Genomic DNA, 23,922 nt, shown 5'->3' on the forward strand with positions numbered 1-23,922 from the left:
GGTGAAAAGCGTCTCCTACTTGCGGCGCAGCGACTTCGCGGCGGGGCGGTCGTTGCGGGACATGGTTTCCTCGGTGCCGTATAGGCCCTCACGGCGTGCAATACGTGAGGTGCGCTGCGCGGTTACCGGGCTAGTGAACATGGCAAACAGTACCAGCAAAATGAGCATTCCTAAATCCCCCTGCTCGGCCACGCTGAAGGATTCCGCGCCCGTGAGGCGGATGATCGCGCCCAGGATGGTGAGGATAAGACCGGTGGTCTGCGGCTTGCTCACCGCGTGTACGCGCGACATTGTGTCTTTGAATCGAGCGATACCGATGGCTGCGGCCAAGGTGAGGAGGCTGCCGCTAATAATGAGGATGAGCGAGAGTACATCAGCGATAAAGGACCAGCTCATTGGTTATCCCTCTTCCTAAACCTTGTAACCGACACGGTAGAGATAAAACCCAAGAGCGCAATGACCAGCATGGCCGAGGCCACCGTGGTGTTGAGCGACCAGCACATGTAGGTAGCAAGCGCGCACTGGAACATCGCGGTAAAGCCATCCATACCCACCAAACGGTCCAGCGAATTAGGCCCGGTGATAATGCGCCAGACGGTAATGAGGAAGGAGACGACCAGCAGCGCGGCGGCCACCAGCAAAATCGCATTGTAGATCTGAGGATCCATTAGGGGTGGCTCCTTTCAAAGATTTCGATGAATGAGGCCTCCATACGGGCCACGGCATTGATCTCGCGCTGGATTTGCTCCTCATCGTGGGCATCTAAGATGTGGACGGTGAGCATGCGGTTAGCAATATCAATATCGGTTACCGTGCCACCCGGTTGCAGGTTGTACAGCGTCACCGCCAAAGAGATGGCAAACTCATTATCCAAGCGCATGGGCAGCTCCAAGATGGCGGTCTTGGGCACCGGCTGCGGGCGCACGGCCAGCCATCCCACCTTGAGCGAGGCGTAGAACAACTCCCAGAACCAGCGGAGCATAAAAGCAATGAGCTTGCCCCAGGAGACGTCGATGCCGGTAATCGGCATGGCCGGCAGCGGTAGGGCAAAGACAATAACGACGCCGATGATAAGTCCCGCCACCAAGTTTCCCACGGTGACCTCGCCCATCAGCATGCACCACATGATGATGAGCCAGACGATGAACCACGGACGGAAGCGGTGGTGCAGGCCGGAAAAGCGCGAGTTAGTCATCGCTAATATCCTTCCTCTTGGCGGCGTCCGGGGACTTTACGGTGGTGGAATGCGCATCGCGTCCACCGGCTTCTGGATCGGTGCGGGAATCCAGGCCCGGCGAGGCCGGGGGCTCCGCCTCAGGAGAGTGGCTGCGCCTATTTTCATAGGAATCAGCGCCGCCGGTGTAGCGCTCCTTCTGGTTGAGGTGGCGGGTGGGATCATCCGCGCGGTTGCCCAGCACGGCGTACTGGTAGATGGACGTATCCTGCGCGGATTCGGCCGCGCGCGAGGTTACACCGGAAATCGGTCCGGCCAGGAAAGTAATGGACGTAGACGCGGCCACCAGCAGGGTCGTAGAGGCGATCATGCCAAAGGGCACCCTGCCCACATCCTGGCGGGAGGAAAATTCCACCTCATCGGTGATATCGGAAAGCGGGGCCGGGCGGGCGAGCGCCACGTTGCCTTCAGGGGCATCGGCGCGGTCGCGTTGAAAGCCCTTAGCCCACACCAGCATCATCACGTAGAGGGTAAGCAGGGAGGTAGCCACGGCTCCAACGATAAGTACCCAGGCCATCCAGGATCCTTCATTCGCACCGGCTTGCAGCAAAATGACCTTGCCCAGGAAACCGGAGAACGGCGGGATGCCGCCCAGGTTGATGGCGGGGATGAAATACAAGATTCCGATGAGCGGGGCGGAATACATCAGCGAGCCCAAACGGCGCAGCGAAGATGTTCCGGCCTGGCGCTCAACCAGTCCGACCACCAGAAATAGCGCAGTCTGGACCAGAATGTGGTGTACGGCGTAGAAGATGGCGCCAGAAAGCCCCTGCGCGGTACCCAAAGAGACGCCGAAGATCATATAACCAATGTGGCTGACCAGGGTAAAAGACAAAAGGCGCTTAATATCGGATTGCGCGATGGCGCCCAAAATACCCACCAGCATCGTGGCGAGGGCTACCCACATGAGCACGGTATCGAGCCCACCCGCAGTAAAGACGGAGGTGCGGGCGCGGATGATGGCGTAGACACCCACCTTGGTCAGCAGGCCGGCAAAGACGGCCGTGACCAGCGAAGGTGCCGTGGGATAGGAGTCCGGCAGCCAGGCATCCAGCGGGACCACGGCGGCCTTAATGCCAAAGGCGACGAGCAACGTGGCAAAGATAGCGGTGCGAGTTCCTTCCGGAATGTCCTGCATGCGCTGGCCAATCTGTGCCATGTTCATCGTGCCCACGGAGGAATACACATACCCCAACGCGAGCAAGAAGATCATGGATGAGGCCATCGACACCATCACGTAGCCCACGCCGGCGCGCACTCGACCAGCCGAGGCCCCCAAGGTCAACAGCACATAGGACGCCACGAGGAAGACCTCGAAGCCCACGTAGAGGTTGAAGAGATCGCCAGCCAAAAAGGAGATATTAACGCCCATGGTCAGCAGCATGTAGGTGGGCAAGAAGACGGCCACCGGCTCGTCCTTGGTGCCGTCGCGAACGCCCTGAGAAATGGCGTACCAAATGACAGAAAACAGCACCACGGAGGACGTAAAGAGCATGACCGCAGAGAGGCGATCCGCCACGAGCGTGATACCCACCGGGGCGTCCCAGCCTCCTACCTGCAGGGTTTGGATGCCTTCAAAATCTGCGATGAGGATGAGTACGGCATTGACCACGGCGGTAATGAGCAGTGAGAAAAATACGATCTGGCGCTGCACATTGGGAATGCGGCAAAAGATCAAGGCGAGGGCCGCGGCCACTGCCGGGATGATAATGGGCAGCGGAATGAGGTAGCCGATGTAGGGAAAGAGGGCATCGACAAGCGGCTGTACGGTCTCACTCATCGCGGGCCCCCTTTACTGGTTCCTCGAAGGATGCAGGGCCGAAGTTATCGCCTTGCTTGGTGGCGCGGCCGGTAGCCGGATCATTGGACGCATCTTGGTCCGGGCTGGCGGCCGCATTGCCGGGGCGCGCGGCCTTGGCGGCAATAGCGGTATCTTCCGCGTCATCTTCAATGACATCATCCGTGCGGTAGCGGTACTGGCGGTAGGCCAGGGTAAGGATGAAGGCCGTCAGCGCCATGGAAATGACGATGGCAGTCAGAATCATTGCTTGTGCCAGCGGATCTGCAATCTCGGTGCCGAAAGGTTCCGAGTCGCGGCCATCGATAGGCGGAGAACCGGCCGAACCGCCGGACTGCAGCAGGAAGAGGTTTGCGCCATTGCCCAAAAGCAGCAGTCCAAGCAGCATTTTGGTCATGGCGCGGTCCAGGAGCAGGTAGACGCCCGCGGCTACGAGCACACCGGCGGCCAAGAGGAGGAAGAGGTTGGCTTCCATTTATTTCTCCTTCCCTGTGGTGGCGGTTGTGCTTGCTGTAGCGGCTTGTTTCTTTTCCTTGCGTTGGGCCCGTTGCGCTTTTTGCTTGGCGGTGCGTTGGCGCTGCTGCCGGGCCAGCGAGCGGGCGCGATCGCGGGCACGTTGCTTACGCATATCCTCTTCTTCATCCAGCTTGGCGCCCAAGGAATTTAGGATGTAGAGCGTGAGCCCCACGACGATGAGGTAGACACCTGCGTCAAAGACCAACGCTGAAGGTAGCGAAACCTTGCCGATGAGCGGAATCTCCGGTGAGGTGTATCCGCTGGTAAGCGGCGGGTGACCAAAGAACATCGGGGTCACCGTGGCTAGTGCGGACAGCAAGAGACCGGTGCCCATGGTGCGGCCGGCGTCAATAGGCAGGGTTTCTTCCAGCTCCGCGCGCCCACCAGCCAGGTAACGCAGGATGAGTGCTAGCGCTGCCACGAGGCCGCCGGCAAAGCCACCGCCAGGAGCATTGTGGCCGGAGAAGAAGAAATAGAAGGACAGTGCGACCATGGACGGGAAGAGCACGCGGGTGGAGACATCGATCATCAGCGAGCGGTTGAGTGCTTGCTCAGATTCCACCCCGGCGGCCAGCCACCGCCGGCCGGTAACCCGCAGGGTGGGGCGGCGGCTTTCACGGCCGAAAGATTGGGTGCGATAAATCAGCGAGACCACGCCCAGTGCGGCAATGATAATCACCGTGATTTCGCCAAAGGTATCCCAGGCGCGCAGGTCCACCAGCAAGACGTTGACAGTATTGGCACCGTGTCCAATCTCTTTGGCCAGATCCGGCATGAACTCGGAGATGGGCTTGGACTGACGCGCGTTAATAGCAAACATCGCTACTACGGTGACGGTAAGACCCGTGCCCACGGAAAGCCAGGCACGCAGGCGGCCCATCTTGGGGTCCTGCTTCCATTCGGTGGAGGCCGGCATGCGGCGCAGAACCAGCATGAAAAGAACCATCACGATGGTCTCGGTCAACAGCTGCGTCAGCGCCAAGTCCGGCGCACCGTGCAGAGCGAAGATGAAGGCGAGCGTATAGCCAGTCACCCCGACGATGATGACGGCTGATAAACGATTATCGGTGACCGTGGCAGCCACGGCGGCCACCATGATGATGAAGGCGGCGACGATCTGCCAAGGATTTTCCGCCACTATCATGCGGATATCAGTGAGATCGCCTTTGATGATCATAGCCAGTGGCAGCAGCATCAACGTGGCAAAGATAACCGTCAAGTTCAGCTGCAGGGAGCCGCGCTGCGTGGTTGCCGTCGTGCGCAGCGAGAGCTGGCGCAAAAGAGCGATGACCGAATCGTAGGCGTCATCCGCATTGCCCAGTGCGGGGTAGGAGAATTGCCACTTGACCAGGACCTGGCGTTGCCAGTGCATAATAATACCGGCCACAATAATGAGTGCGGAGAGGCCCAGCGCCACCGTCAAGCCATGCCACAGGGCTAGCTCGCTATGCTCCTCCGGGCCGAAGGTGGAATTGAGGTGTTGGTCAAAGGCTGCCGAAAGCGGCTTGGGGAATACACCAAGTACCACTGTCAGGACGGTAAGTAAGACAGGGGAGAGCCATAGCCCCAGGTTGACCGGATGCATCTTGGCGACGGCCTCTGCCAGCTCCGTTCCATTGACCTCCTTCTTGGTGGCAAAGGCACCCCACAAAAAGCGCAGCGTATAGGCCATCGTGAGGATAGAACCGAGGACATAGGCCACAAGCATCATATTGCGCGGCATGCCGGCCAAGAGCTCTTCGTGCATGGTGGCTTCCAGCACGGCCTCTTTAGCCACGAAGCCAAACAGTGGTGGGACGCCGGCCATGGAGAACCCGGAAATGATCGCAATACCGAAAAGGAAGGGCTCCTTGCGCCCCAAGCCGGATAGCTTGGTGATATCCCTCGTGCCCGAGCAGTGATCGATAGCTCCGACGACCATAAAAAGCGCCGCCTTAAATAGCGAGTGCGCAAAGGTCAGCGCGAGGCCGGCCTGCATGGCTTCCCGCGAGCCTACGGCCATGATGGAGGTGATAAAACCCAACTGGGAGACGGTGCCATAGGCCAAAATCAGCTTCAGGTCGCGCTGTTTGAGCGCCATCCAGCCACCGAGCAGCATGGTAAATACGCCTAAGGAGATAACCACCACGTGCCAGGTTGCCACCTCATACATCGAGGGCGCCAAGCGCCCGACGAGGTAGATGCCGGCCTTAACCATCGCGGCGGAGTGGAGATAAGCGGAGACCGGAGTCGGCGCCGCCATCGCGCCGGGGAGCCAAAAGTGTGCCGGTACGATTGCGGACTTTGTCAGCGCGCCCGCCAAGATGAGCACGATGGCCACCGTGACATAGGGTGTTTGCGCAAAGTTCTCATAGGCGGAGATATCACTAAAGGTCCACGCCCCAGTTTGCCGCCCGAGCAAGATAAAGCCCATGAGCATGGTTAGCCCGCCCAGCGCGGTGACCATCAGCGCCTGCTGGGCCGCGCGGCGGGAGGAGGCTCGTTCCGCATAGTAGCTAACCAAGAGATAAGACAGCAGGGAGGTAATCTCCCAGAACACGTACATCAGCAGGAAATTATCCGCGGCCACTAGACCAAACATGGCGGTGGCGAAGCCCACCATTTGCGCCGCGAACATGGCCAAGCGGCGTCGCGTGCCGTCGAAATAGCCCCAGCAGTAGATCAATACCAGCGCGCCCATGCCCAAGATGATGAGGCTAAACAGCGCGCCTAGTCCGTCTAAGCGGAGGTCAAAACTTAGGTTCGCGGAGGGCATCCATTCCACGGTATGCTCAACCGCGCCACCGTCTGCGAAGGTGCCGCGCAGAAAGTGCATGAGCGTCCACACAAAGCCTGCGCCGGGGACTAGGGCCAAAATTCCAAATGCCGGGCGACCCATTCGCATGATGAGCAGCGGTGCCACCACGGTGGCGGCGATGAGAGTACCTAGGAGTATTAGCACGTTGGTTACTGCGCTCCTTTTGGTTGTATCGCGTTCTCTTGCCCCGCTGCCGCGAACACCACGAGCATCACAACTACTGAGAGACGAGAACATTCACGAGCCGCACGCCGCTGAGTACGCCGCGGTGGCATAGTGCAAGCAACATGGCCGAGCGCGGGGCCAACTTTTGCCACTTTACCGGCTTTTCTACGGCTTTGAAAGAACTATTTTTGGCGCTGTATTATATGCTGCTGTTTTGCGGCATAAAGAAACCCCGCTCCGTGGGGAGCGGGGTACGCCGCAGTGCCGCGGCAATAGCCAGGACCCAGGCTGGGCCAGGGGCGCAAGCCTTAGGAGTAGCGCTGCAGGAAGAGTGCCTCGGCTGCGGCAATATTTTCGATCTCGGTGGGATCCACCGACTCATTGGCGGAGTGAATGGTGCACTTGGGCTCCTCCACACCGTAGAGGGCGATCTCCGCGTTAGGATGCGCCTCTTGCAGCTCGGTGGTTAGCGGAATGGAACCGCCCATGCCCTGAGCGGCGGTCTCTGCGTTATAGGCCTCGGAAAGGCATTCGCCTAGCAGGGCAGCGGCTGGCTTTTCCGGATCGGTGGCAAAGCCGGCATTGGACTCGAGCACCTCGGCCTTGACGTGGGCGCCCCAAGGGGTGTGGCTGCGGAGGTGCGCACAGACGGCGTCGGCAATCGCGGCGGCATCGGCGCCAGCCGGAACGCGAAGGTTGAGCTGGGCGGAAGCGGTAGCGGGCACGGCGTTGACTGCTTCTGCAACCGGGGTAGAGGTAAAGCCGGTCACGGTAATGGCTGGGCGGGACCAGACCATATTCGCCACCGGGGTGGCGCCAGCCGGGTCATCTTCGCCCATGATCTTGGTGCCCTCCAGCAGCTGTGCATCGGCACGGAAGGCCTCGGCCGAGTATTCCTGGCCGGACCACTCGGCGGTGGTATCTACGCCATCGATAACGGTGCGGCCGTACTCATCGGATAGGGAGTCGATGGCGCGCATCAGGGCTTTGGCGGCGTCCGGGGCCGCGCCACCAAATTGGCCGGAGTGAACGCCGGCGGCCAGCGTATCGACCTGCACACCAATCTGCGCGCCGCCGCGTAGGGAAGTGGTCAAGGTCGGCTGGCCTACGGCGGAGTTGCCGGCATCGGCGATGAGGATGGCATCGGCCGCAAAAAGCTCCGGGCGGTCCTTGATGAGCTGGGAAAGGCCCTCGCCGCCGCGTTCCTCAGAACCCTCGATGAGGTACTTCAGGTTGACCTTGGTGCCGCCGTTATTGTCCACCGCGCGCAGGGCCGCTAGGTGCATGGCCACGTTGCCCTTGCAATCGGCGGCGCCGCGGCCGTACCAACGAGTAGAGCCATCGGCGGCCTGGCGCTCAGTAAGGGTAAAAGGATCAGAATCCCACGCTTCGCGGTTGCCCGCCGGTACTACGTCATAGTGGGAGTAAAGCAGGACGGTTTTGGCCCCCTCGTCGCCCTTGCGCTCGCCCAAGATGGCGGTGGAGCCATCGGCCGTGGTGATGGTTTCCACGCTCACTCCGGCTTCTTCGAGTGCGGACTTAACCCACTGGCTCGCGCCCTTGGTCTGGTCCTCCAAGCCTTCCTCATTGTGGACGGAGTTGAAGGCTACGAGCTCGCTGAGCTGGCGGAAAATGGTCTCGCGGTCGTTGCGGATGCTTTCATTAAGTGCAGTCATGTGTACTACCGTACCCGCCCTGCCCAAGCTATAGAGCAACCGGAATAGGAAAACGCTGGGGTGGTGAACTAAAATTTATTCATTCCACCCTGTGCGGATTTTGTCCGTTCGGACCCTATTCCGGCGAGGAATCGGGGCCAAACAGACAGGAACGGACGTGGCAGGCTGCGGTTTGTTACGCGGGGTGAAACGAGAAACTTTCATAGCCGAGAATAGAAAGGACCTGGCATGGCGAACGCATCATCCGCCGCAGGTTCCAAGGCCACCCTGCCCGAGCTGACTCTGCGCGGCATTATCATCGGCGGCCTGATTACCCTCATCTTCACCGCTGCCAACGTGTACCTAGGCCTGAAGGTGGGCTTGACCTTTGCTACCTCCATCCCCGCTGCCGTGATTTCCATGGCAGTCTTGCGCCATTTCAAAGGTCATAACATTAAAGAAAATAATATTGTCCAGACCATCGCCTCTGCTGCGGGCACCTTGTCCGCCATCATCTTCGTCCTCCCGGGCCTAGTGATGGTGGGGTACTGGCAGGGCTTCGGCTTCCTGCAGACGGCCGGTGTGTGCATCATCGGCGGCGTGCTGGGCGTGATGTATTCCATCCCGTTGCGCCGCGCTTTGGTAACAGGCTCCGATCTGCCCTACCCGGAGGGCGTGGCCGCGGCCGAGGTCCTCAAGGTGGGCGATGAAAATGCTTCCGGCGCCAGCCAGGAAGAAAATGCCAAGGGTCTGCGCATCATCGTCGCCGGCGGTATTACCTCGGCCGTCATGGCGCTGCTGACCGCAATGAAGGCGGCCGCCTCTGAGGTCACCGCCTATTTCAAACTCGGCGCCGGCGCGACCACCCTGGGCACGAGCCTTTCTACCGCCCTTATCGGCGTGGGCCACTTGGTGGGCCTGCCGGTGGGCATCGCCATGCTGGTTGGCGTAGTGATTTCCTATTTCATCTTGCTGCCCATTTTCACCACCGGTGATATTTCGGGCGCCACCGCTCTTGCCGACGTCGTCGATACCACCTTCTCCGATGATATCCGCTTCATCGGCGTGGGCACCATGGCCATTGCCGCTATCTGGACCCTGCTGAAGATTGCCGGGCCCATTGCGCTGGGTATCCGCCAGTCGCTAGCCTCCTCGCGCGCCCGTAAGTCCGGTTCCGCCGTGGATGTGACCGAGCGAGATATTCCCTTCCCCTATGTTGCCACCACCATCGTGGCGTTTATGGTGCCTATCGCGTTGCTGTTGTGGGACTTTGTGCGCGGTACTGATATTCACGACCACATGGCCGTGCTCATTACAGTCTCCGTCCTCTTTACCCTGTTGGTAGGCCTGATTATCGCCTCCGTGTGCGGCTACATGGCCGGCCTGATTGGTGCGTCTAACTCGCCAATTTCCTCCATCGGCATCATCGCCGTGCTCGCCGCCTCGCTGCTCATCGCGGCCGTCACCCGCGGCACCACTGCGGATCCTTTGTCTTTGGTGGCCTACACGCTCTTCACCGCGGCCATCGTCTTTGGCATTGCCACAATTTCCAATGACAATCTGCAGGATCTCAAGACCGGTCAGCTCGTCGGCGCTACTCCGTGGAAGCAGCAGGTAGCGCTCATTATCGGCGTGGTCTTCGGCTCTCTCGTTATCCCGCCGATTCTGCAGGTCATGCTCAACGGCTTCGGCTTCCAAGGCATGGAAGGCGCCGGCGAAGACGCCTTGGCCGCCCCGCAGGCCGCCCTGATGTCCTCCGTTGCCTCCGGCATCTTCGATAGTTCGTTGGATTGGAACCTCATCTTCATCGGTATGGCCATTGGCGCTGTTCTTATTATTATTGACGAGCTCCTGCGCAAGTTCACCGATAAGTACTCGCTGTCCCCACTGGCCGCCGGCATGGGCATGTACCTACCGGCCGCCCTGACCATCGTCATCCCCATCGGTGCCATCTTGGGCACCTTCTACGACAAGTGGGCCGCGAAGCAATCCCACCCAGAGTTTGCCAAGCGTATGGGTACCCTCCTGGCCACCGGCCTCATTGTGGGTGAGTCCCTCTTCGGCGTGGTCAACGCCGGCATCATCGCCGCCGCTGGCGGCGAGAGCCCGCTGGAAATCTTTGAGGGTGGTGCCTCCGCCACCGTGGTAGGCGTGATCCTCTTCATTATCGCGCTAACGTTCATCTACCGCTGGACCAAGCGCACGGTGAAGAGCTCCTAGTTCCTGATCCATTCCTTATATAATGGCGTCCCTTCGCGGGGGCGCCATTTTTTCTTGCAGTCGCGGTGGGAGAGTGCCAGAATGGTCGTTAGCACTCGCACAGTATGAGTGCTAGATAAATCTACATCGTTGTGGTTGAGGTTGGTTCACACTCACCAGCCATGCCGTCGCGGGCGTCCGCAGCGAGAAAGACGTGAGTGTCGTCCTCAATAAACCAAGGAGCACAAACACAATGGCAAAGATTATCGCTTTTGATGAAGAGGCCCGCCGCGGCCTTGAGCGCGGCCTAAACACGCTTGCCGACGCCGTCAAGGTCACCCTCGGCCCTAAGGGCCGCAACGTCGTCCTGGAAAAGTCCTGGGGCGCCCCGACCATTACCAACGACGGTGTTTCCATCGCTCGCGAAATCGAGCTCGAGGATGCTTACGAGAAGATCGGCGCCGAGCTGGTCAAGGAAGTTGCCAAGAAGACTGACGACGTCGCAGGCGACGGCACCACCACCGCAACCGTGCTGGCACAGGCTCTAGTACGCGAGGGTCTGCGCAACGTAGCCGCAGGTTCCAACCCAATGGGCATCAAGCGCGGCATCGAGACCGCAACCAAGAAGGTTGTGGACTCCCTGCTGTCTTCCGCCAAGGAAGTAGAAACCCAGGAGCAGATTGCTACCACCGCTGGCATCTCCGCTGCTGACCCGGCCATCGGCGAGAAGATCGCCGAGGCTATGTACACCGTGGGCAACGGCTCCGTAAACAAGGACTCCGTTATCACCGTGGAAGAGTCCAATACCTTCGGTGTTGACCTCGAGGTAACCGAGGGCATGCGCTTTGACAAGGGCTACATCTCCGGCTACTTCGCTACTGATATGGAGCGCCAGGAGGCAGTCCTGGAGGACCCATATATCCTGCTGGTCTCTTCCAAGATCTCCAATATCAAGGACCTCGTTCCGCTGTTGGAGAAGGTCATGCAGTCCGGCAAGCCGCTGCTGATCATCGCCGAGGACGTTGAGGGCGAGGCCCTGTCCACCCTCGTGGTGAACAAGATCCGCGGCACCTTCAAGTCCGTTGCCGTTAAGGCTCCTGGCTTCGGCGATCGCCGCAAGGCCACCCTGCAGGACATGGCCATCCTCACTGGCGGCCAGGTCATCTCCGAAGAGGTCGGCCTCTCCCTCGAGACCGCCGAGCTCGAGTACCTGGGCCAGGCACGCAAGGTCGTTGTCACCAAGGATGAGACCACCATCGTTCAGGGTGCTGGCTCCCAGGAGCAGATCGACGGCCGCATCAAGCAGATTCGCGCTGAGATCGAAAGCTCCGATTCCGATTACGACCGTGAGAAGCTCCAGGAGCGCCTGGCTAAGCTCTCCGGCGGCGTTGCCGTCCTTAAGGTCGGCGCCGCTACCGAGGTCGAGCTCAAGGAGCGCAAGCACCGCATCGAGGATGCAGTCCGCAACGCAAAGGCTGCCGTGGAAGAAGGCATCGTTGCCGGCGGTGGCGTAGCCCTGCTGCAGGCTGCTTCCGTCCTGGATTCCCTGGATGACCTCAAGGGCGATGAGGCTACCGGCGTCAAGATCGTCCGCGAGGCCCTGTCCGCACCGCTGAAGCAGATCGCACACAACGCTGGTCTGGAGCCGGGCGTTGTTGCTGACAAGGTTTCCTCCCTGCCAGCAGGCGAGGGCCTGAACGCTGCTACCGGTGAGTACGTCAACCTCATGGAGGCTGGCATCAATGACCCGGTCAAGGTCACCCGCTCCGCACTGCAGAACGCTGCTTCCATTGCAGCTCTGTTCCTGACCACCGAGGCCGTCGTTGCCGACAAGCCTGAGCCGGCCGGAGCCAACAACGGCATGCCGGACGCTGACGCCATGGGCGGCATGGGCTTCTAACGCCCTATACCCCATAGGCCGCCAATAACAACGGGCCTAGCATCAGCCTGAGCGCCCCGTTTCTGTGCTTTAGAGCGCATGAAACGGGGCGCTTCGGCGTGTCTGCACCATTTTCTTTAAGTGATGCGATATGTGAACGCTGCGTCTTTACGAGATGACTTTCCGAATGTGCTCGTCATAGTCGGTTTCAATTGGGGCTGGAGATCGGAGAGCTTTTGGGAAATTCACCGCGCTATATGGCTCGCGATTCTCCGCCACAGCTTTTAACATGCGAACCATGCACCCCAGTGGCCCCGTATAGGGGTAGCTGAAGGAGCGGAATTTAAAAAGGTTTTTCGCTCTCGGAGAGTGGGTTTTGCGCCTACCTATCGTTCGTTACTCCGGAAGCGTTACAGTGTTAAGCCTGAGCTAACCTAGCTATTTAAAGCGTAATGTAAAAGCCCAGTTTAGTAGCCTTTCAGTTAAGTTAAAAAATTTTAATGCCTCCAAAAGCCATAAACTTATCCCTATCAAGTTGCCTGCGTGATGGGGCATCTATGCAAATTTGACTTGATTTCGTTCAAACTTGTGTCAAAATATCTTTTGTGACGCCCGCTGAGGGTGTCTGCAAACTGCAAACCCCTCCGCGCAGTAGCTTCGGATCTATTTTAGGAGTTCAAACATGGATCTCTCCACCATTCAGATGCACTTGGATAACTTCGTAACTACCTGGGAAGGCTGGGGCAAGATTGTTCAGGGCATCCAGGACTGGAAAGGCGTCGCTGAAGGATTTGAGGCCCTGAAGGAAGCTTTCGAGACTTTCGGTAACGGCTTGGAAGAACTGAGCTCCAAGTAAGCAAGACCTTTCCATCAACCAACCTTCAATAAGGAGACACTAAAATGCAGGAACTTTCCTCCAACTTCGGCAGCTTCGTAGAATTGAGCAGCAATTTGTTCAACTCTATCCACGAGGTTCTTTCTCCGCTGCTGTCCATTGCTGAAGGCGCTTCCAAGCTGATCGGCATGTTCGTATAAGAACATCCTCCAGTTCTGAGCTTTAAAGCTCACTGAAGCAAGAAGGTCTACCGTCTCGGTAGGCCTTCTTTTCGTTTTGGTGGCTGTTTAGGGAAGGGATAACTTCTTAGGGAAGGGATAACTTCGAAAGTTTAACGCGCTTGCTGTCTATATTCGGGTTACACTTAATGCATGGCTGATATTAAAGACGACGATCTTCCCGAGATTGACCTGGCAAAAACAGACGGCTACGTCGTCGACGGAACCGATGAGGATGACCCTTCGCTGATCATGCCGGATGGTTCCCCGGTTCAGACTTGGCGTGAAAATTACCCCTACGATGAACGCATGACTCGCGATGAGTACGAGTCCGTTAAGCGTGCGCTGCAGATTGAATTGCTGAAGTGGCAGAACTGGACCAAGGAAACTGGTCAGCGTCATATTATTATCTTTGAGGGGCGCGACGCAGCCGGTAAAGGCGGCACTATCAAGCGCTTTAACGAACACCTGAACCCGCGCGGTGCCCGCACAGTGGCATTGGAAAAGCCGTCGCCGCGTGAGTCCACCTCGTGGTACTTCCAGCGTTACATCGAGCATTTCCCGGCCGGTGGTGAAATCGTCTTCTTTGACCGCTCTTGGTATAACCGTTCCGGGGTGGAGCGGGTTATGGGCTTTTGTACCGAAAGTCAGCACGCGGAATTCCTTCGCGAGGTTCCGATGCTGGAGAATATGATTCTGGGCTCGGGTATCTCCCTGACCAAGCTGTGGTTCTCGGTTACTCGTAAGGAGCAGCGCACTCGCTTCGCTATTCGCCAGATTGACCCAGTGCGCCAGTGGAAATTGTCCCCGATGGACTTGGCCTCGCTGGATAAGTGGGACGACTACACCCGTGCTAAGGAAGAGCAGTTCCGTTATACGGATACGGAAGAGTCGCCGTGGATTACCATTAAGTCCAACGACAAGAAGCGTGCCCGCATTAACGCTATGCGCTATGTACTGTCCAAGTTCGAGTATACGAACAAGGATCACGAGCTGGTGGGCGAGGTTGATGAGAATATTGTTAAGCGTGGTCGCGACCAGATTGGTGACTAAGCTTTAGCTGGATTAGCCATCACGACGGCGGGAAACTCGGAAACTTCGAGTTTCCCGCTTTTTGTATTAAGGGGGTAACGGGGGTGGATTTGGGCAATAGTTTTGGCAAAATTTGTTCTTCCTAAAAGTCCGTTTCCGTGCGGTTATTTTACGGAACCGTAGGTTACATAATTGGAAGTTATTTGTGCTTTATATCGTCGCGTATTTAGCATCACTGTTATCTCAATCTCATCCAGGAAAGCACTATGAGCTACAACACTAAAGAGGAGACGGTAATGATGAAGAAGCATGTAACCGCTTGCTTGACGGCGGCTGCTGTCATGGCGGCACCAGTGGCGGTATCTGGAACGTTTACAGTTGGCGCAGCTGCTCAAGAGGCACCGGCCCCAACGGCAGACCAGAAGCCAGATGTATTGGGACGCCCGACCGTCTCTGACAAGCAGGTTTCTGACGAGGATGGCTACTTCGATAGCCAGCGCGGTCAGGGTGTAAAGATCTACTACCGGAAGCAGAAGGTGGCAAACCCACGCGGTGCGGTGGTTTTGGCGCACGGTGTATCTGAGCACTCGGGGCGTTACGATTACGTCGCCAAGCGCTTGCTCGATGCAGGCTACAACGTCTACCGCGTAGATCACCGCGGCCACGGCAAATCCGCCGGCGGCAGCGTACCGATGGGGCATATCGATAATTTCCAGTACATCCTCGATGATTTCGACCGTGTCGTGGACATGGCGAAGGAAGAAAATCAGGGAGTAAAGACCTTCCTGCTGGGCCACTCGATGGGCTCGCTGACCGTGGAGGCCTATGGCATTCGTGAGCCGGGCAAGGTCGATGGCATCATCACTAACGGTGGCGGCGCGCCGCTGAACCTTTCGGGCAAGAATGTTGCGGGAAAGAACATCACGCCGGATGATATTTCTGAGACCCAGAAGAAGCTGGATCCCACCATCTTTGAACGCTTGCCGCTAGCCCAACTCACCAGCTTTAATGCGAACTATGCGCAGAACCTGATTCCGCACCGCACCGAAATCGGCGCACAATCGCCGGAGTGGAGCAAGGACATTCAGCTGTCTAATCCATTTACGGATGGTATCTCCACTAACCAAGCGGTGAAGGACGAGTATGCCTCTAGCCCGCTCATTGCGCAGAAGACCAGTGCCGGCACGGCCTTGCAGCTGGCGGCAATTGCGAATTACGACGCCGTCAATGCGGACCTCTTCACCGCACCGACGCTCATCATGCACGGCACCAAAGACGGAATCGTTCCGCCGTACTTCTCCCAGGATTGGTATAACTCCATCTCCTCCAAGGACGTGGAGTACGTGACCTGGGAGGGGCAGAAGCACGAGGTCTTTAATGAGCCGGCTGCCGATCAGGCTCTCGATACCGTCGTGGACTGGCTCGACCGCCACGCCTAAATTCACGCGGACCTCAAAGTGAGGACTCTTGGCAGGCATGTAGTGCTTGCCAAGAGTTTACGTATATGTAACCGCGTCGTTGCCCAGGACGGATAGAAATTGAATTATGAAAAATAAACTCTGTGCTTTCTCATCTATCCTGGCGCTCACCGGAATGGTGGGCGCACCTGTTGCGGCGGCCCAGTCCTCGCTTCCGGGTTCCTCCTTTGGTTCTTCTTTGGGGTCATCGTTAGGCTCTTCTTGGGGGTCTTCCCAGAGCTCGTCCGAGGGGTCCTCGGCGGGAGACGATGTGCAGCCGGGGGAAGGCACAGAATCGCGGGTGCTGTGGCTGGAAAGCTTCGACGGGGTGGATACCCCGGCATGGTTTACTCACCGCGCGCCGGAGGGGTGGAAGACCGACGTGCACGGCGTGGACTCGGGCGAGGCCCGCTGGAAGGGCTGGACTTTTGGCGATATGCGCCATTGGACCTGGGCATCTGGTACCGATATGCGCCACTATTTCACCCAGGCGCATGACACCTTCGCCATCATCGACAACAAGCAGCAGCGCTTGGCCGAAGGCGATTCCATGACCGCGGGTCTAAAGAGCCCGGCCATCCCGGTGGCGGGGCAGGAGCGGGTGAATGTGGAATTCGACCACCATTACCGCCAGGGCAAGGACGGGCAAAATGCCAAGGTGACTGTCTCCTTCGATGGCGGGGAAGCCCAGGAAATCGCCGTCTTTGATAAGGATGTCTTCTCCAAGCACGAGTCCATTGGCGTGGACGTGCCAGCCGGCGCGAAGAATATGCAGGTTAGCTTCAGCTACAACAACGGCAATGATGACTGGTGGTGGGCGGTGGATAACGTGGGCGTCGTCAAGCCGCTCGGTGAGCTTCAGGGCTCGCCGCAGGCTACCGTGGACGTGCTTTCCGACGTCCAGGGCGACCCCCAAGACTACACAGAAGCGGTCCGCCAGTTGAACGGTATGGAGGACAAGGCCGGGGCGCTGGTGCTCAACGGCGACCTCGTGGACGATGGCTCGCAGCAGCAGTGGGATGATTTCTTGGCCGCGCACAGCGAGGTGCCGCACGATTCGGGCAAGGAATTGTGGACCATCGGCAACCACGAAATGTATGGCAAGGAAGGCTCTAAGACTTACCTGGATCGCTTTCTCAAATACTCCGGCCAGGATAAACCGTGGAAGGAAGAAGTGGTGGATGGGGTGCCGCTCATTTCGGTAAATACCGAGTTTTATTCCGATATTCTGCGCCACGGCAAGGAGCCGTTCCAGCGCATCAGCAAGGAGCAGCTCGATTGGCTAGATGAGCGCCTGGCTTATTGGGATGCTAAGGGCACTCCGGCGTTGGTCTTTAGCCATCCGCTGCTGCCGCAGACGGTATCGATGTCTCATTCGGCGTGGTACCAGAATGACTTTGAGGACCTCGAGGCGCTATCCAACGTGGTCAATAAGTACAACAACATCGTGTGGTTTAGCAGCCACAGCCACTCTTCGCTGCGTCAGAATAACTGGTGGGGAACCCGCCGCTATGACGGCACTGGTGAGGCTGGCCGTACCGGCTTCCCCGTGGTCAACACCGGCGCCATTCTCAATGAGTACCTACCGGATGGCGATAACGACGAAAAAATTGTTAAGGAAAAGGAAGAGGCCTCCACCGGACTGCGGGTCAAGGTGTTTGCTGACCGTGTCCGGGTGGAGGCCTGGGACTTCAAGTCCGGCGAGATGATTAAATACCAGGACTTCGCGCGGTAGGGCGCAGATTATGGCCGGCGACCTATCGCTCCCACGGCTCGATGGGGTTGCCCTGCCATACGGCGTTGGTGGGCACGCGGTCACCGCGCATAACCAGCGAGCCGGGACCCACGGTGGATGCAGTGCCGATGAGCGAGGCAGGCAGCGCCACCGAGTGGGCGGCCAGGGTGGAGCCGTCCTGGATGGTGACGGTATCTAGGCTCATCACGCGGTCCTGGAAAAGGTGGGTTTGCACCACCGTGCCAGGGCCCACGGTGGCGGCCTCACCGACGCGGATGAGGTCCGTTTCCGGGAACCAGTAGGAATCGATCCACGCACCGCGGCCGATTTCCACGCCGAGGGCGCGCAGCCCCAGGTTGATCTCGCCGGAGCCGTAGGTGTGCTGGAAGAACCACGGCGCGGCGACGACCTCCACGAAGGTATCCTGCAGCTCATTGAGCCAGACAAAAGCGGACCACAGCGGGTGGTCAGCCGCGCGGTGCTTGCCCACGCAGATCCACTTCACCGCGACGGTGACGGCCATGGCCACCGCACCCATGCCCATGAGCACGAGGCCGGAGAGGAGCCAGGTCAGGGGGAAGCCGAGGGCGTCGAGAAGCAAGTCGTAGACGCTAAGGGTTGCCGCGAGCAACATGGCAGAAAACATCGGTGCCAAAAGGCGCATGGTTTCCACCACGCCGCGGGCGGCCTTGACGGCAAAGCCCGGGTTATAGGTCAGCGCCTCACCCGAGTTGGCGGGGGAGTCCACCTCTACGGTCACGCGGCGCATGCGCTCTGGCGGCGCACCCCACCAGTTAGCGCCGGCCTTCGTCTTCTTCGGGGTAGAAGAAAGAACGGCAACCAGCGAGTTCTTGGATAGTTTGCGGCCGGGTGCGGTGATGCCGGAGTTGCCCACGAAGGAGCGCTTACCCACCTTGGTCTCGCCGGTGCGCATCCAGCCGCCGCCGAGCTCGTAGCCGCCGATCATGGTGTCATCGGCCAGGAAGGCACCCTCTTTGACCTCGGTGAGCTTGGGGATCATGACCGCGGTGGAGATTTCCACGTTGGCGCCAATCTCCGCGCCGAGCGAGCGCAGCCAGGCTGGGGTCAGCTGGGAGGCATAGAGCGGAAAGAGCTTGGTGCGGGCCTCGTCCATGAGGCGCTCGATGGCCCACAGGCGCCAGCCCGTGGCCGAGCGCACGGGTGCCACGCCCGGGCTAATGCCCAGCGAGAGAATGCGCACGCCCAGCCAGGTCTGCAGCATATAGGTGGCAAAGGCCGCCAGCGCGCCGACGGGCGCGAAGAAGACCGCACCGATGAAGCTATCGCCACCCGTGGAATGCACAAGGGCGAGGACGATGGCCGCGCCTATCGCCAGCGCCACGACCGGCTGGATGGCGAGGAGGACGGAGGTGGCGTCATAGATAGCCACCCACCACGGCCGGCGCTTTGGCGTATGGGACGGGAAGCGGTGCTTGGAGCGGCCCACCTTCTGGGCAGGCGAGCCGGACCAGCGTTGGCCGTCCTTGATCTTCTTGCGGCCGGTAACGGTGGAACCGGCCTCCACGTGGGCATACTTGCGCACCACGGTGCCAGGCAACAGCGTGGAGCGCGCGCCCACGCGAGCGCCTTCCTTGACGTCGATGGCGCCCACATGCAAGATATCGCCGTCCAGCCAATAACCGGAAAGATCCACTTCGGGCTCGATGGCGGCGTGCTTGCCCAGCGTGAGCAGGCCGGTCACCGGCGGCAGGGAGTGTAGGTCCACGCCGCGCTTGACCTTGACGCCAAGCGTGCGGGCGTAGTTATTCACGCGCGTGGCACCGGCCAGGGAGCTCGCGCCGGAGGCATTAGCCCAGCGCTCGGCCGCCCAGATGCGCAGGTGCGTCGACCCGCCGCGCGGGTAATCGCCCGGCTTAATGCCGGCCGTAATAAGACGCGCGCCGTAGCCGCCAATGGGGATGCGGCCGACGGGGGTGACAAAGACGATGAGCAGGGCAATGACCAGCCACCACGGATAGGCCGCGGCCCACTCAAAGCCCAGTGATGCCGCCACGGTAGAACCCAACATGAGCCAGGCCAGCCAGCTGGAGGCGGCCAGTGTCATGACGGGGATCTGAATCAGGGTCTGGGCGAGGCGGGTGCCGAAGCCGACCTTGGTGACCTCGCGCATGGGGACGTCAGCAGCAGCGGGGCGCGGTTCGGCTCCCGCAATGAGCTCGGCCAGCGAGCCCAAGCGTGGGTGGTCGTAGAGGTCGCGCACGGCCACGGTGGGGTAGCGCTCCCTGATATGACCCACGAGGGTCGCGGCCGCGAGCGAGGTGCCGCCGAGAGAGAAGAAATCGGCGTTCTCGTCCTCCACGGATACGCCGAGCGTTTCTACCCACAGCTCCGCGAGCCACTTCTCGGTCTCGGTCAGCGTGGTCGATTCCACGCCCACTCCAGGCAGCGGCCACGGCAGGGCCTTCTTATCCACCTTGCCGGAGGTACGCACCGGCAGCTCTTCCATCACGCAGATGCGCGGGACGAGCGCGGCCGGCATGGTATCGGCCAGGTGAGCGTGCGCGGCCTCGTGATCGAAGCCCTTGGCCTCATCCTCGAGGGAGACATAGCCCACCAGAACGGACTCGCCGCCGGGAGTCTTTTGCACGGCCACGGCCGAGTTGTAGACGTTATCTAGCGCCGCAACATTAGCTTCGACCTCGCCGAGCTCGATGCGGCGCCCGCCAATCTTTACTTGGTCATCCACGCGGCCGACGAAGTACAGCCCGTTTTCTTCCAGGCGAACGTGGTCACCGGTGCGATAGGCGCGCTGCCAGCCCATGGACTCCAGCGGTGCGTATTTTTCCGCGTCCTTGGCCGGATCCAGATAGGACGCCAGTCCCACGCCGCCGATTACCAGCTCGCCGACGCCGCCCATTTCCACGGGCATGCCCTGCTTATCGACGACCACCAGGTCCCAACCGTTAAGCGGCAATCCAATGGACACCGGCCGGCCCGGCAGCATCTGCTGCGCACAGGCGACGACGGTGGCCTCGGTGGGGCCGTAGGTATTCCACATCTCGCGGTCCTCGGTGGCCAAACGGTCCACCAATTCTTGCGAGCAGGCCTCGCCGCCGACGATGAGTAGGCGGATATTGTCGAGAGCCTCGGCCGGCCAGAGGCCCGCCAGGGTGGGCACGGTAGACACGACGGTGATGTCGCGGCGGATGAGCCATGGGCCCAAATCCATGCCGGAACGCACCAGAGACCGCGGTGCTGGGACCAGGCAGCCGCCGTGGCCCCAGGCCAGCCACATCTCCTCGCAGGAGGCATCGAAGGCGACGGACAAGCCGGCGAGCACGCGATCCTCAGGACCTAAGGGCCCGTGCGGGTGGTTGACCAAAAAGAGGCTCGCTTCCGCGTCCACGAAGGCGGCCGCGGAACGATGGCTGACGGCCACGCCTTTAGGCTTGCCGGTCGAACCTGAGGTGAAGATGATCCACGCGGTGTCCTCCGGGCGCGGAGCATTCGTCTCCTCGGCAGGGGCGTCCGGGCGCGCGGAGTCCCGCAGGAAGCGGAATCCGTCGTCCGTGAAAACGCCATCGATATCGGCTTCGCCGAAAACCATCTCGGCGCGCTCGTCAGGGTCATCGGCGTCGACAGGCACATAGGCTGCGCCTGCCGCCAAGGTCGCCAAAATGGCGAGGTAGAGCTCGCGTTTGCCGGAGGTCATCCTAATGCCGATGCGATCGCCGCGGCGCACGCCATTGGCGTGCAGCTCGGCAGCCCATGCCTCGACCTCGTGGATGAGCTCGGAATAGGTGATGATTTCGCCGTCATCAAGCGCGGCGGCATCGGGGTTCATTTCCGCGGTGGTGGTAATGATGTCCCACAGCGTGCGCGGCCGCGGTGCCGCGCTTCCTAGAAGGTACTGCTGTGGGACGAGCGATTCGGGACCCGCCATTTATGCCTCTTCTTCGTCCGCGGCAATGATGGACTTAGCCAACTTTCGCAGATGCTTGAGCTGCTTATTGGTGGACTCATCCAATGCCTCGTCCTCGGCGGTAGCGACCAGCACCGCCAGGTCCTTGTGGGCCTTTGTGCCCTTTTTGGTGGAAGCGACGATCTGGCGGCGGCGATCCTTTGGGTCGCGTTCGCGCTTTGCCCAGCCGCGGTCCTCGAGGGCGTCGATAAGACGCACCATGTCAGAGGCGTCAATGGCCAGGGTTTCGGACAGATAAGACTGCGACGCGGCATCCGCGTCGACCAGACAGGTAAGGACCCAGTACTCGCGCAGCGTTGTCTGCTTGGTCTGCAAAGCAGCCTCTACGCCATCGCGGGTGCGGCGGCGGAGGCGCTCCAATTGGAACGACGGGGACTCGAGCAGGGTCGTTGGGATTACAGAATTATTCGTGGAAGCCATACCATCATCATAATCCCAAAAGATTGGTTAAGGCCAATTAATCCGTTTCGATGGGGAGCCCAGAAGCCTTCCACTTATCCGTGCCGCCATCCACATTGATGGTGTCCCAGCCCAGCGCATGTTCTAGATACTGGCAGACCTGCATGCTGCGACCGCCTGCGTGGCAGATTACGTAGATATCCTTATCTGGGTCGATTTCCTGGATGCGACCCGTAATCTCGCTCATCGGGATATGGGTTGCGCCTTTCGCACGTTCCACTGCCCACTCGTCATTTTCGCGGACGTCAATAAGCTGTGCGCCTTCTGGTACTTCATGTGGTTGAACGTTTTTCATGCCATTTACCTTAGTTACTCGTGTGCTTGTGGATCAGCCGCGCGGTGTCGTTGCGCTAGTGCTGGAACCGCCAGTAGTGGTGCCACTGCCAGGGTGGGTTTATGAACTCGCCCTTCCCCGCACAATGGCTAGTACCTGGTTGACGGCCACATCGAGGTGGTGCTCAATCGTGGCGGCGGTGAAGTGGAGGGGCTTGTAACCTCTTTGGACGGCGTCGTTAAGCTTCTGGCGGTCAATCTCGAACCGTTGCCGGTTCTCGCCGTGGTGGTAGGCGTAGCCGTCAACCTCTATGGCCAGCTTGTGATCCTCTAAGAGTAAGTCCCAGCGGTAAGGGCCGATGTAGCTGTTATTGCGGACGGTGACATGCCGCCGGAGCGCGCGGGTGAGGCTGCGCTCCGGAACGCTATCGGCGCCAAGGATGGTGTTTTCCACTACGCACCGGGTGTGTCGCGGGAAGCGCTGGAAGTCGAGCATGTGGCCCTCCATTTGTGCAGCCCCGTACTGGCCGGAAAAGTAGGCCTCCAGGAAGGCGACAGCGTCTTCTTCGGCCATGATTTCTGTGGCTTGTAGTGGATTGCACACATTAATTCCATTTAGCTGGCCGAGCGCTTTCGGCCGGGCGCGGCGGCTGCGAAAGTACGGGCTGGAAGCCATGGTTCCCGCGCGCAGGAAATAGAGCGGGAAGCGTAGGGCTTTGCCTAGGTGATGGTGGGCGCACGAGTAGCCGTCGAGTGCCGAGTCCGGCCAGTGCTGAGAGACGATTTCCGCGAGTTCGCGCGGCGAAGGCTCCCTTTCGGTGTAGAGGCCGTGGCAGATTTTCAAGGCTTGGTTATTGGTAGCACGGCGCGCGGCCGTGCGCGTGGTGAAGATTTTCATGCGCCCACCCCTAGGCGTTTAATTCGATCATTTAGGTCCCCCGAGGCCGGTGGTTTCGGCCTGCTATGTGATCGAATTGTACTGCCGGGGCGGGTCGGTGTCGCGGGGAGAGCGTACGGAGGAGGGGAAGCAGGAAAAAGGGCGTTTCGATCAAATACGGTCTGGGAAACCGCCGCTTTCGCGGTGCTATTTGATCGAAACGCCCGGGAGGCGCCCTGGGGCCGGCCCTGGCCCAGCGCCAGGGCCCAAAAGCTTACTTGAAGCGAGCCTTAGCCTCGTCGAGGATCTTTTCTGCCTCAGCCTTGTCGCCCCAGCCGGAGCCAGTGACTTCCTTGTTCGGCTCCAGGTCCTTGTAGTGGACGAAGAAGTGCTCGATTTCGTCCTTGATGTGCTGCTCCACATCGTTGATGTCTTGGTAGCGCTCCCAGCGTGGGTCATCGATGACGGCGAGCAGCTTGTCGTCGCCGCCGGCCTCGTCGGTCATCTTGAACACGCCGACGATGCGGGCCTCAACGACAACGCCCGGGAAGACCGGCTCCGGCAGGATGACTAGGGCGTCGAGAGGATCGCCGTCTTCGCCCAGGGTGTGGTCGATGAAGCCGTAGTCAGCCGGGTAGGCCATCGGGGTGAACAGGTAACGGTCGAGGTAGACCTTGCCGGACTCGTGGTCAACCTCGTACTTGTTGCGGGAGCCCTTCGGGATTTCAATGGTTACTTCAACGCTCACAGCGATGTCCTCCATGGGGGATTGGGTATCAATTACTGCCCATAGTCTAGCGCGTTGCGGATTCGCGCTAGGGTTAAAGGC

19 protein-coding genes are annotated in these 23,922 nt (G+C 59.8%); 7 read left to right on the plus strand and 12 right to left on the minus strand.

All coding sequences use genetic code 11. From position 1 onward, the window contains the following. Positions 1-15: 15 nt before the first annotated feature. The 7 genes from QP990_RS00785 to QP990_RS00815 all read right to left on the minus strand — a co-directional run bounded on the left by QP990_RS00785 (position 16) and on the right by QP990_RS00815 (position 8,186). The gene (locus QP990_RS00785; protein ID WP_284797994.1) at positions 16-396 is read right to left on the minus strand and encodes a monovalent cation/H(+) antiporter subunit G; all 381 of its coding nucleotides are present in this window, start codon (positions 394-396) and stop codon (positions 16-18) included. Continuing rightward, a complete protein-coding gene (locus tag QP990_RS00790; RefSeq protein WP_023019962.1) occupies positions 393-668 on the minus strand; it encodes a monovalent cation/H+ antiporter complex subunit F in 276 nt (91 codons plus the stop codon). The genes QP990_RS00785 and QP990_RS00790 overlap by 4 nt, the downstream gene beginning before the upstream one ends. After that, positions 668-1,195 carry a Na+/H+ antiporter subunit E gene (locus tag QP990_RS00795; RefSeq protein WP_239205427.1) on the minus strand — a complete coding sequence of 176 codons (528 nt, stop codon included), beginning with the start codon at positions 1,193-1,195 and terminating at the stop codon, positions 668-670. The genes QP990_RS00790 and QP990_RS00795 overlap by 1 nt, the downstream gene beginning before the upstream one ends. Continuing rightward, entirely contained in the window at positions 1,188-3,014 is a 1,827-nt protein-coding gene (locus tag QP990_RS00800) for a Na+/H+ antiporter subunit D (RefSeq protein ID WP_239208100.1), read from the minus strand. Before QP990_RS00800 ends, QP990_RS00795 begins: the two co-directional genes overlap by 8 nt. Then, positions 3,007-3,507: a Na(+)/H(+) antiporter subunit C gene (locus QP990_RS00805; RefSeq protein ID WP_023019959.1), complete on the minus strand. Its 501-nt coding sequence runs from the start codon at positions 3,505-3,507 to the stop codon at positions 3,007-3,009. The genes QP990_RS00800 and QP990_RS00805 overlap by 8 nt, the downstream gene beginning before the upstream one ends. Continuing rightward, positions 3,508-6,489, minus strand: a complete 2,982-nt coding sequence (locus QP990_RS00810; protein ID WP_200288614.1) for a Na+/H+ antiporter subunit A — start codon at positions 6,487-6,489, stop codon at positions 3,508-3,510. A 329-nt stretch (positions 6,490-6,818) separates the two neighbouring features. Further along, complete coding sequence (locus tag QP990_RS00815; RefSeq protein ID WP_239208098.1) at positions 6,819-8,186, minus strand: M20/M25/M40 family metallo-hydrolase; 1,368 nt, start codon at positions 8,184-8,186, stop codon at positions 6,819-6,821. A 228-nt stretch (positions 8,187-8,414) separates the two neighbouring features. Here QP990_RS00815 and QP990_RS00820 point away from each other — a divergent pair, with 228 nt between their 5' ends. The 7 genes from QP990_RS00820 to QP990_RS00850 all read left to right on the plus strand — a co-directional run bounded on the left by QP990_RS00820 (position 8,415) and on the right by QP990_RS00850 (position 17,520). After that, a complete protein-coding gene (locus tag QP990_RS00820; RefSeq protein ID WP_284797997.1) occupies positions 8,415-10,385 on the plus strand; it encodes an OPT family oligopeptide transporter in 1,971 nt (656 codons plus the stop codon). A gap of 232 nt (positions 10,386-10,617) precedes the next feature. Then, positions 10,618-12,264: a chaperonin GroEL gene (gene groL / locus QP990_RS00825; protein WP_023019954.1), complete on the plus strand. Its 1,647-nt coding sequence runs from the start codon at positions 10,618-10,620 to the stop codon at positions 12,262-12,264. 661 nt (positions 12,265-12,925) lie between these two features. After that, positions 12,926-13,099, plus strand: coding sequence for a hypothetical protein (locus QP990_RS00830; protein ID WP_023019953.1), 174 nt, complete (start codon positions 12,926-12,928; stop codon positions 13,097-13,099). Between the two features lie 44 nt (positions 13,100-13,143). Next, positions 13,144-13,278, plus strand: coding sequence for a hypothetical protein (locus QP990_RS00835; protein WP_023019952.1), 135 nt, complete (start codon positions 13,144-13,146; stop codon positions 13,276-13,278). Between the two features lie 171 nt (positions 13,279-13,449). Continuing rightward, the gene (ppk2, locus tag QP990_RS00840; protein ID WP_023019951.1) at positions 13,450-14,349 is read left to right on the plus strand and encodes a polyphosphate kinase 2; all 900 of its coding nucleotides are present in this window, start codon (positions 13,450-13,452) and stop codon (positions 14,347-14,349) included. Between the two features lie 275 nt (positions 14,350-14,624). Next, complete coding sequence (locus QP990_RS00845; RefSeq protein WP_284797998.1) at positions 14,625-15,767, plus strand: alpha/beta hydrolase; 1,143 nt, start codon at positions 14,625-14,627, stop codon at positions 15,765-15,767. A 106-nt stretch (positions 15,768-15,873) separates the two neighbouring features. Then, positions 15,874-17,520, plus strand: coding sequence for a metallophosphoesterase (locus QP990_RS00850; protein ID WP_284797999.1), 1,647 nt, complete (start codon positions 15,874-15,876; stop codon positions 17,518-17,520). Between the two features lie 22 nt (positions 17,521-17,542). Here QP990_RS00850 and QP990_RS00855 read toward each other — a convergent pair whose 3' ends face one another. The 5 genes from QP990_RS00855 to QP990_RS00875 form a co-directional block, all read right to left on the minus strand. Next, positions 17,543-21,445, minus strand: coding sequence for a Pls/PosA family non-ribosomal peptide synthetase (locus QP990_RS00855; protein WP_284798000.1), 3,903 nt, complete (start codon positions 21,443-21,445; stop codon positions 17,543-17,545). Then, positions 21,446-21,904: a MarR family winged helix-turn-helix transcriptional regulator gene (locus QP990_RS00860; protein ID WP_023019947.1), complete on the minus strand. Its 459-nt coding sequence runs from the start codon at positions 21,902-21,904 to the stop codon at positions 21,446-21,448. Positions 21,905-21,941: 37 nt separating this feature from the next. Further along, positions 21,942-22,238, minus strand: a complete 297-nt coding sequence (locus QP990_RS00865; RefSeq protein WP_086588224.1) for a rhodanese-like domain-containing protein — start codon at positions 22,236-22,238, stop codon at positions 21,942-21,944. A gap of 99 nt (positions 22,239-22,337) precedes the next feature. Further along, the gene (locus QP990_RS00870; RefSeq protein WP_284798001.1) at positions 22,338-23,114 is read right to left on the minus strand and encodes an endonuclease domain-containing protein; all 777 of its coding nucleotides are present in this window, start codon (positions 23,112-23,114) and stop codon (positions 22,338-22,340) included. Between the two features lie 253 nt (positions 23,115-23,367). Then, the gene (locus QP990_RS00875; protein WP_218840696.1) at positions 23,368-23,856 is read right to left on the minus strand and encodes an inorganic diphosphatase; all 489 of its coding nucleotides are present in this window, start codon (positions 23,854-23,856) and stop codon (positions 23,368-23,370) included. Between the last annotated feature and the right edge of the window lie 66 nt (positions 23,857-23,922).

This window comes from Corynebacterium sp. MSK071 (genome assembly GCF_030232125.1).
Lineage (GTDB): Bacteria > Actinomycetota > Actinomycetes > Mycobacteriales > Mycobacteriaceae > Corynebacterium > Corynebacterium kefirresidentii.

Excerpts from the sequence above, each read along its gene's own strand:
- QP990_RS00795 (WP_239205427.1), bottom strand. The coding sequence starts at position 1,195 with ATGACTAACTCGCGCTTTTCCGGCCTGCACCACCGCTTCCGTCCGTGG.
- ppk2 (WP_023019951.1), top strand. The coding sequence starts at position 13,450 with ATGGCTGATATTAAAGACGACGATCTTCCCGAGATTGACCTGGCAAAA.
- QP990_RS00785 (WP_284797994.1), bottom strand. The coding sequence starts at position 396 with ATGAGCTGGTCCTTTATCGCTGATGTACTCTCGCTCATCCTCATTATT.
- QP990_RS00850 (WP_284797999.1), top strand. The coding sequence starts at position 15,874 with ATGAAAAATAAACTCTGTGCTTTCTCATCTATCCTGGCGCTCACCGGA.
- QP990_RS00805 (WP_023019959.1), bottom strand. The coding sequence starts at position 3,507 with ATGGAAGCCAACCTCTTCCTCCTCTTGGCCGCCGGTGTGCTCGTAGCC.
- QP990_RS00835 (WP_023019952.1), top strand. The coding sequence starts at position 13,144 with ATGCAGGAACTTTCCTCCAACTTCGGCAGCTTCGTAGAATTGAGCAGC.
- QP990_RS00790 (WP_023019962.1), bottom strand. The coding sequence starts at position 668 with ATGGATCCTCAGATCTACAATGCGATTTTGCTGGTGGCCGCCGCGCTG.
- QP990_RS00870 (WP_284798001.1), bottom strand. The coding sequence starts at position 23,114 with ATGAAAATCTTCACCACGCGCACGGCCGCGCGCCGTGCTACCAATAAC.
- groL (WP_023019954.1), top strand. The coding sequence starts at position 10,618 with ATGGCAAAGATTATCGCTTTTGATGAAGAGGCCCGCCGCGGCCTTGAG.
- QP990_RS00820 (WP_284797997.1), top strand. The coding sequence starts at position 8,415 with ATGGCGAACGCATCATCCGCCGCAGGTTCCAAGGCCACCCTGCCCGAG.
- QP990_RS00855 (WP_284798000.1), bottom strand. The coding sequence starts at position 21,445 with ATGGCGGGTCCCGAATCGCTCGTCCCACAGCAGTACCTTCTAGGAAGC.
- QP990_RS00830 (WP_023019953.1), top strand. The coding sequence starts at position 12,926 with ATGGATCTCTCCACCATTCAGATGCACTTGGATAACTTCGTAACTACC.
- QP990_RS00860 (WP_023019947.1), bottom strand. The coding sequence starts at position 21,904 with ATGGCTTCCACGAATAATTCTGTAATCCCAACGACCCTGCTCGAGTCC.
- QP990_RS00815 (WP_239208098.1), bottom strand. The coding sequence starts at position 8,186 with ATGACTGCACTTAATGAAAGCATCCGCAACGACCGCGAGACCATTTTC.
- QP990_RS00800 (WP_239208100.1), bottom strand. The coding sequence starts at position 3,014 with ATGAGTGAGACCGTACAGCCGCTTGTCGATGCCCTCTTTCCCTACATC.
- QP990_RS00845 (WP_284797998.1), top strand. The coding sequence starts at position 14,625 with ATGATGAAGAAGCATGTAACCGCTTGCTTGACGGCGGCTGCTGTCATG.
- QP990_RS00875 (WP_218840696.1), bottom strand. The coding sequence starts at position 23,856 with ATGGAGGACATCGCTGTGAGCGTTGAAGTAACCATTGAAATCCCGAAG.
- QP990_RS00865 (WP_086588224.1), bottom strand. The coding sequence starts at position 22,238 with ATGAAAAACGTTCAACCACATGAAGTACCAGAAGGCGCACAGCTTATT.